General features: G+C 34.5%; 6 protein-coding genes. 2 read left to right on the top strand and 4 right to left on the bottom strand.

Annotated features, from left to right (window positions below; all coding sequences use genetic code 11):
- Positions 1–22 precede the first annotated feature (22 nt).
- Genes CKF58_RS01555 through CKF58_RS01545 form a run of 3 tightly spaced genes read right to left on the bottom strand, consistent with a single transcriptional unit; the run spans position 23 to position 3,297 of the window.
- Entirely contained in the window at positions 23–1,153 is a 1,131-nt protein-coding gene (locus CKF58_RS01555) for a PTS sugar transporter subunit IIC (RefSeq protein WP_119530235.1), read from the bottom strand.
- A 48-nt stretch (positions 1,154–1,201) separates the two neighbouring features.
- Positions 1,202–2,152, bottom strand: a complete 951-nt coding sequence (locus CKF58_RS01550) for a ketopantoate reductase family protein (protein ID WP_119530234.1) — start codon at positions 2,150–2,152, stop codon at positions 1,202–1,204.
- A gap of 44 nt (positions 2,153–2,196) precedes the next feature.
- Positions 2,197–3,297, bottom strand: a complete 1,101-nt coding sequence (locus CKF58_RS01545; protein ID WP_119530233.1) for a branched-chain amino acid aminotransferase — start codon at positions 3,295–3,297, stop codon at positions 2,197–2,199.
- A 1,281-nt stretch (positions 3,298–4,578) separates the two neighbouring features.
- On the opposite strand from CKF58_RS01545, the gene ribD reads away from it, so the two are divergent.
- Together ribD and lspA are read left to right on the top strand one after the other, a co-directional pair.
- Positions 4,579–5,862, top strand: a complete 1,284-nt coding sequence (gene ribD, locus CKF58_RS01540) for a bifunctional diaminohydroxyphosphoribosylaminopyrimidine deaminase/5-amino-6-(5-phosphoribosylamino)uracil reductase RibD (protein WP_119530232.1) — start codon at positions 4,579–4,581, stop codon at positions 5,860–5,862.
- Positions 5,852–6,349 (top strand): signal peptidase II, encoded by a 498-nt coding sequence (gene lspA, locus CKF58_RS01535; RefSeq protein WP_119530231.1) that lies wholly within the window; start codon positions 5,852–5,854, stop codon positions 6,347–6,349. The genes ribD and lspA overlap by 11 nt, the downstream gene beginning before the upstream one ends.
- Positions 6,350–6,446: 97 nt before the next feature.
- On the opposite strand, the gene CKF58_RS01530 is transcribed toward lspA, so the two are convergent.
- Positions 6,447–7,054 (bottom strand): restriction endonuclease subunit S (locus CKF58_RS01530; protein WP_222987654.1); only part of this gene is annotated, 608 nt, incomplete at its 5' end.

The raw sequence follows: 7,054 nt of genomic DNA, 5'->3' as shown, positions 1-7,054 counted from the left end.
TTGGGGGATCTTGCGTTTAAGCCTAAGCTTCAAATTTAAAGTATTTATTATCGTAAAGTTTTAATACACGTGTACATACAAAGTGGATTAAATATCCAACTACAAAAGGTACAACAGCATAAGCTAAAACGATATATACAAGCTTAAATGATGAATCCATCATTTGGTAGGCTTTTATTGGTCCAATTAATGAAATATAACCAAAGCCAGCTGATGAAGTATCACCAACGATACCTAAAGCAGCTACAACTACACCGTTAATTGCCGCTAAAACAAACATTGGGACAAAGAGATACGGACGCATAATTAGTTTCGGTAACATCATTTTGATCGCACCGAAAGCAATAGCTACAGGTACTCCGATTTTGTTTTCTTTCCAAGCTGCGATAATTAAGAAAGTTGCAGCCGAAGCTACACCAATATTAGCCGCACCTGAAGCTAGACCTGTAACACCAGTGATTAATGATAAAGCAACTGATGAAAGAGGTGAAGCTACAGCAAAACAGAAAGCAATTGCTAATACTGGACACATAATCCAAGGTTGTTGGTTTGTAAAATAGTTAATAAAATCACCGAAGTACTTCGTAACTTGACCAACGTATTGACCGAGGAAATAACCTAACCAAGAAACAAATACCCCAACTACAATAGGTTGTAATACTAATTGTAGTGAGCCGAATTTGTCTTTTAGCCATAAGGTTACAGCCGCAGCAATCGAACAAGCAACTAATACGTTTAGGATATCACCTAAACCAGTTACTTTATAGTAACCTTTAATTACACGTTCAACTACTTCGCCATTTGCTTGTACTACTTGTAAAGTTTCACCTGGTACGAATACTACGTTCCCAGCAGCGATATAAGCAACTAAAGCAATACATGCTGATTTTAATGGTGGGAATTTAAAGTTAACCCCAACAATAAAGCCAATTACTGGTGCGGTTGCGAATTGGATTGCATATGCACAGTATTGTAAACCTTTTGCAATTGTTGAGTGAGGAGCAAGAGCTCCTAAAATCCCATTTAATACAGCATTAGCGATTAATGCTGCCACGATGCCGACAGCCATTCCGTTTAGAACATTAAGGAAAAACTGTTTTACGGTTAATTTTGCCGGTAAGTTATTTCTTACAGGGGTAACAGACTCTGCCATGGTTATAAAAATATATTTAATTGGATTATTTTAGTTGGAACATAACTCTTATTGCACAAAAGTATAAGGAATACCTAAGGCTTTCTCTTTACCGTGAATAAAGCGGGTGATTAGCTCACAATATGGAGCCCATTGACCAGCTTCTTTTAATTTGCGGGCAACATAACCATTTAAGTAGTCGATTTCAGTAGCACGTTTATTAGCTACTAAGTCTTGCCACATTGACGGGTAGTGATCGATTCCGGCAAAAGATGGTTGTAAAAATTGCATTGACCATTCGGTGAATTGCTCAACATCAAAGTTCACGCCTTCGAGTGCGGCAGCCGCAGCGAATTCGCTAACAATTTGTTTTACCGTATCACGCATTTGATCCATTTGTCCTTGCATACGCATATTCACGTCTAATAAAGCACAAACAGAGTTAGTCATACCATTTAAACAAGCTTTACGCCAAGTTGAGTAAGCAATGTCTTCTGAGTAAGTCATTGGCATCCCACTATCGTTAAAGGCTTTTACAACTTCTCTACATGCGGCTTCTTGAGATGGATCGATATTTCTTACTTCAGTATTTGAGTGTGCTGATAATAAGAACTCACCAGGTCCTAAAAGCTTAGCCGTACATACTGTAACACCCATAAGAATATGTTTGTCATCAAAGTATTTTTGGAGAGTTTGTAAATGACCTAAACCATTTAGTAGACATAACACTTTAGTGTTTTCGGTTACTAAGTGTTTTACGTCTTGAATCATGGCTTCAAGTTGCATTGATTTAGTGAAAAAGAGCACTAAATCAAATTCTCCTTGCACTTGGTGCGGATAATACATTTTTAAAGGAGAGTTTTCAACTTTGTCCACGTCAGTGATTACTAAACCACGACTATTGGTTACGCGTACGTTTTCATCCCATTTATCGCATAGGGTTACATCATGGCCACCTTTATGTAAAACGTGGCCAAATGTAGATCCCATAGCACCAGAACCGGCTACAAGAATTTTCATAAGAAGTTATCTCCAGGAGAAATTGGTTATATAATAATTATATCTTATTCTGCGTCACAAACTTCAACTAACCAGCCGTGACGATCTTCACCAAGACCTAATTGTAAATTTACTAATTCTTCATATAAAGATTTAGTAGCTTCACCTGTTTCACCACCGTTGATTGCTACTTCTTCTTTTTCACCAGTTTCGTGATTTACAACACGTACTAAAGTACCAACTGGAGTAACAACTGCTGCAGTACCTGTACAGAACATTTCTTCTAATTCACCAGTTTTAGCTTTAGCGAATAAATCGTTTACATCTAAACGAGCTTCGTGAACTTTTTCACCACGGTCACGTAATAGTTGTAACATTGAATCACGAGTTACACCAGGTAAGATAGAACCAGTTAAAGCTGGAGTGTAGTATTCACCGTTGATTTTGAAGAATACGTTCATTGCACCACCTTCTTCTACATAACGGTGCTCTTTAGCGTCTAACCATAAACATTGTTGACAGCCAAATTCTTCAGCTTTTAATTGACCTTTTAATGAAGCTGCGTAGTTACCTGCAGTTTTTGCAAAACCAACACCACCTACAGCTGCACGTACGTATTCGTCTTCAACGAATAAACGCATAGGTTTTAACCCAGCGGTAAAGTATGCACCTACCGGAGAAGCCATTACTAAGTAAGTAACTTTTTTCGCTGGGTGAACACCTAAACCTACTTCGCTATTGAACATTAATGGACGTAAGTATAAAGAAGTACCTGGAGTGGTTGGAACCCAGCTACGATCTACTGATACGAATAGTTTTAATGCTTCTAGCGCAAATTTTTCATCTAATTGTGGTAATGATAAACGATCTGCTGATTTATTTAAACGCTCAAAGTTTTTCTCTGGACGGAATAAGTAAACTTTACCACCGTTGTTATATGCTTTTAAACCTTCGAAGATTGCTTGACCATAGTGTAATGCGCCAACTGAAGGATCTAATTGGAGATTTTGATAAGGAACAACGCGTGCGTCATGCCAACCTTGTTCAGCATCCCAATCCATTAAGAATAAGTGATCTGTAAATACTGTACCAAAACCTAATTTGTCTTCTGGTGTTTTTGCTTTAGGATTTTGGGTTAATTCTACGCGAACGTTTAAATTAGTCATTGTGGCTTCTCCAAAAAAATATTAAAAAATTTAGTCTAGTATATCAATACTAAGATTTTAGTTATTTAAAAATTTATGAAATTAGATTTACTTGCAAATTTCTAGGCTTTAAGCTTACAAATTTTGTCATCTACCTATCAGTTATAAGCATGACTTACAAGATAATAAATTAGAAATCAAACATAGTAACCCGCATGGGGATAAAAATATGAGCTCGGGTTTAAAGATTAAACTAAACTCTAAATTGAAAAAGATATTATGAGAATTTAGGAAGTTGCTAAAGAAACTTAAAGTTTAAGTGTCTATAGGCACTGCGTAACATACAAAAAGAAGATAATCCAAACCAAAACTTTACGCTAATTTGACTAAAGAGCCAAGTAGAGAAAATAAAAGTATGTTTACGAGTGAAAGATAGGATAAATGATAGATGAAAATTAGATAATATTGAAAAAGGAAATATTAGCTAACTTCAAAGTTCATTCCTGAAACTTGCTGTTTACTTTAGTAACTTCGAGTTTAAGTCTAAAGTAAAAGCATTAAGGACTTAACTCTGAAATTACAAGATAATAATCTCGCTAATAATATCAATTTCAATAATAATCATAATCTTATCTCTAAAAAGGGAAGAAAATTTGTAAGGGAAAAAGAAGAGAAATTTGTAAGGAATTTTGTTTTTCCTTGGTATAAATCCATTCTATGCAAAATAATTAGGAAAAGCAAGAGGCTAAAATTAATTTTTACGAAAAAGTTTATAATGCTTTGATAAATCGATGATAAATTTTTGAAAATTTGCGATTTACAAGCCGAAATTTGGCGCAATAAATTGTGAACTGATGTTAATTTTATTTTTTATTGCTCAAAATGCATGTGATGCAACGCTTCCATATAACCTTTTTTCTGAATAAAATTCTGCAATAAATTTTGCATTAAATTCTGCAATACATTATTTTCAGGGGGAGACATCACTGATTACGTAAATAGTAAAACAATCGTTTAATTCTCCTTTTGTCTAAAATTAGAACTTACCGTAAGTGCGATAAGACTGCTATTCTTAATTGCTAGTTTATTTAAGCTTATTAAGCTGCATAAAATGGTAAAATAGCCTCTAGTATTTGTTTCCCTCTATAACGAATATTTTTAATTTACAGGATTACTCCAATGCGTGAACCTATGAGTAAAAAGCGCTTAATACAGATTATTGTGCTTTTAATAATTTTACTCGTGCTATTTGGTATTAATACTTATAAGTATTACGCAAATAGCTAAAATTTTTACCAAATCATGTCGAACGATTTACAACAAACCGATCTTTCTGTTTTAGAGACAACGACATTGCCTTATAAGCAAGTGGCTTTTTCTGAACTAGATCAATTTGCTCAATATTGTATTGAGCTTGCTTATCAACAAGCCCTTAAAGGTAAAATTAGTTGTTATCCTAATCCAGCTGTAGGCTGTGTTATTACAAAAGATCAACAAATTTTAGTTACAGGTTATCATCATTTTGCTGGTACAGCTCATGCAGAAAGAGATGCTGTGCAACGTTTACAACAACAGTATCCTGATACATGGCAAGAACTATTAGCGGGGGCTACTGCATATGTAACACTTGAGCCTTGTGCTCATTATGGACGCACCCCTCCATGCGCGCAATTACTAGTTGATTGCAAATTAGCTAAAGTAATTTACACTTGCCAAGATACTACTCCAAAAGTAAACGGTAAAGGTGCGCAGATGTTAGCACAAGCTAGTATTGAGGTTATTTATACTCCGTATGCACCAAGTGCGAAACTAAATCAAGATTTTTTTGCTTTAAATCAGCAAACAACAGATTTACCGTTTGTGCGTTTAAAAATCGGAGCTTCTTTAGATAGCCGTATTGCTTTACCTAATAAAGCAAGTAAATGGATTACTAGCCCACAAAGTAGAGCGTACGTTCAAGCCTTACGTTGGCAAGCTAATGCTGTCCTGTGCAGTGCACAAACTGTAATAGTAGATCAAGCACGTTATAATGTGCGCTATTCTGAATTACCTGCAGCAGTTACTGATTTTTTAACACAAGAAAATCTTATTCAACCTGCTTTAGTAGTTATTGACAATCAACATCAATTAACAGGGGCTGAAGCGATTTTTTCATCGTTAGTAAATTTAGATTCTGCACAAGAAAATAATTTACAACGTGATATTTATATCGTAAGTAAAAATCCTCACCCTTTAGCTGTTAAATATAATTCTGTACCACAATTAAAGTTTATTAATGACTTAGACATTCACGCTCCTCAAGGTTTAGCTAATTTACTAGTTAAGCTTAAACAGCATGGATTAGAACATATCCTAGTTGAAACCGGAGCTCAATTGACAAATGCCTTTATTCAAGCTGGCTTATTTGATCAATTACATTACTTTATGTCTGGTAAAGTCTTAGGTGCTGGTTTAAATGCCTTTTCTTTTACTAGTCACGCAAGTGAAATTAGTCAAGTTTTAGAATTAAAATTGCTTTACCAACAAATGCTTGGTGAGCAAGACTTATATTTGGTATATCAAAATACACAAAAATATGAAATCTAAAGTTTCTTTAGCATTGTGTTTGTTAGTTGTTTTAGTTGTAGCTGATTGGCTATCAAAATACTATTTCAATGCTAATTTTCATCTCTATCAAAGTCAACAAGTAATTGGTGAAAACTTTTTACGCTGGACTTTAGTTTATAACCAAGGATTTAGTTTTAGTATTGGAGCGAATTATCCAGTGCTAATGCGCGTGTTAGTAGGTAGCTTTGCTGTAATAGTAGCAATTGTATTAACCTATTTAGCATGGAAAAAACTAGTTACTCCTTCGTTACCAAAACCAGAAAAATATACAGCATGGGCATTTATTCTCGTAGCTTCGGGTGCATTTGGTAATGGATTAGAAAGAATTTTCTTTGGACATGTAACAGACTTTATCCATTTTACTTTTGGTACTTGGTCATTTGCAGTCTTTAACTTAGCAGATATTTGGATAAATTTAGGGATATATCTTCTAATTTATAATCTCCTCTTTGTTCGTGCTAAATAATTCATAAATTTAAAGCCTCAGGTTTTAAAACTTGAGGCTTTTCGTTTAACTGAGCTATACAACAGAACTATACTACAAATCTATTACTTCTAGTGAACTAAGCAGTTTCAAGTTTACCTTCAGGATTTAGCAACCAGTATTTGTAATACTCAAACTGTTGTCTGCGTAGTTCAGTTTCCTTTTCTACAGCTTCTTTCAATTCAAGCATAGTATCAAGAATATGAGCTATATGTTTTTGCTCTTCTAAAGAGATTTTAGGAATAGGTATACTCAATAAGGAGCCCTCATTTAAACAAGTTCTACTATTAGGATTATTTATGTATGGGGTAAAATCTAAACTTCTTAAATAGTGAAATAAGAATTGAGTATCGTAAGTTTCTTTAACTTTTAGAATATGCACATTAGTTGTTGCCCAAAATTTACCTGCATATTTACGTATAGAATAAGGAGATAAACTAGGAGCTCCAATACGTGCCAACAGTAAAAACTCTCCTTCATGAGTATAGTTGTCGACATAGTCAACTATACCATTAGCTCCTTGGTACGGGATATTTCCTGATATTCTTTTACTTGCAGGTAAATCTTTTTTGCCTTTGCTACAAGAAATACTTACACTACCTAAGACATCTTTATCAAGATTTTCTAAAGGAAACATTAGCTTATATAAAGTATCCCAATATAAAGTATTACGAAGTTCTGCTTCTC

It is taken from the genome of Psittacicella hinzii, from assembly GCF_003585935.1.
GTDB lineage: Bacteria > Pseudomonadota > Gammaproteobacteria > Enterobacterales > Psittacicellaceae > Psittacicella > Psittacicella hinzii.
This window is presented reverse-complemented; position numbering and strand designations above follow the sequence as displayed.

Excerpts from the sequence above, each read along its gene's own strand:
- CKF58_RS01555 (WP_119530235.1), bottom strand. The coding sequence starts at position 1,153 with ATGGCAGAGTCTGTTACCCCTGTAAGAAATAACTTACCGGCAAAATTA.
- CKF58_RS01550 (WP_119530234.1), bottom strand. The coding sequence starts at position 2,152 with ATGAAAATTCTTGTAGCCGGTTCTGGTGCTATGGGATCTACATTTGGC.
- CKF58_RS01545 (WP_119530233.1), bottom strand. The coding sequence starts at position 3,297 with ATGACTAATTTAAACGTTCGCGTAGAATTAACCCAAAATCCTAAAGCA.
- ribD (WP_119530232.1), top strand. The coding sequence starts at position 4,579 with ATGTCGAACGATTTACAACAAACCGATCTTTCTGTTTTAGAGACAACG.
- lspA (WP_119530231.1), top strand. The coding sequence starts at position 5,852 with ATGAAATCTAAAGTTTCTTTAGCATTGTGTTTGTTAGTTGTTTTAGTT.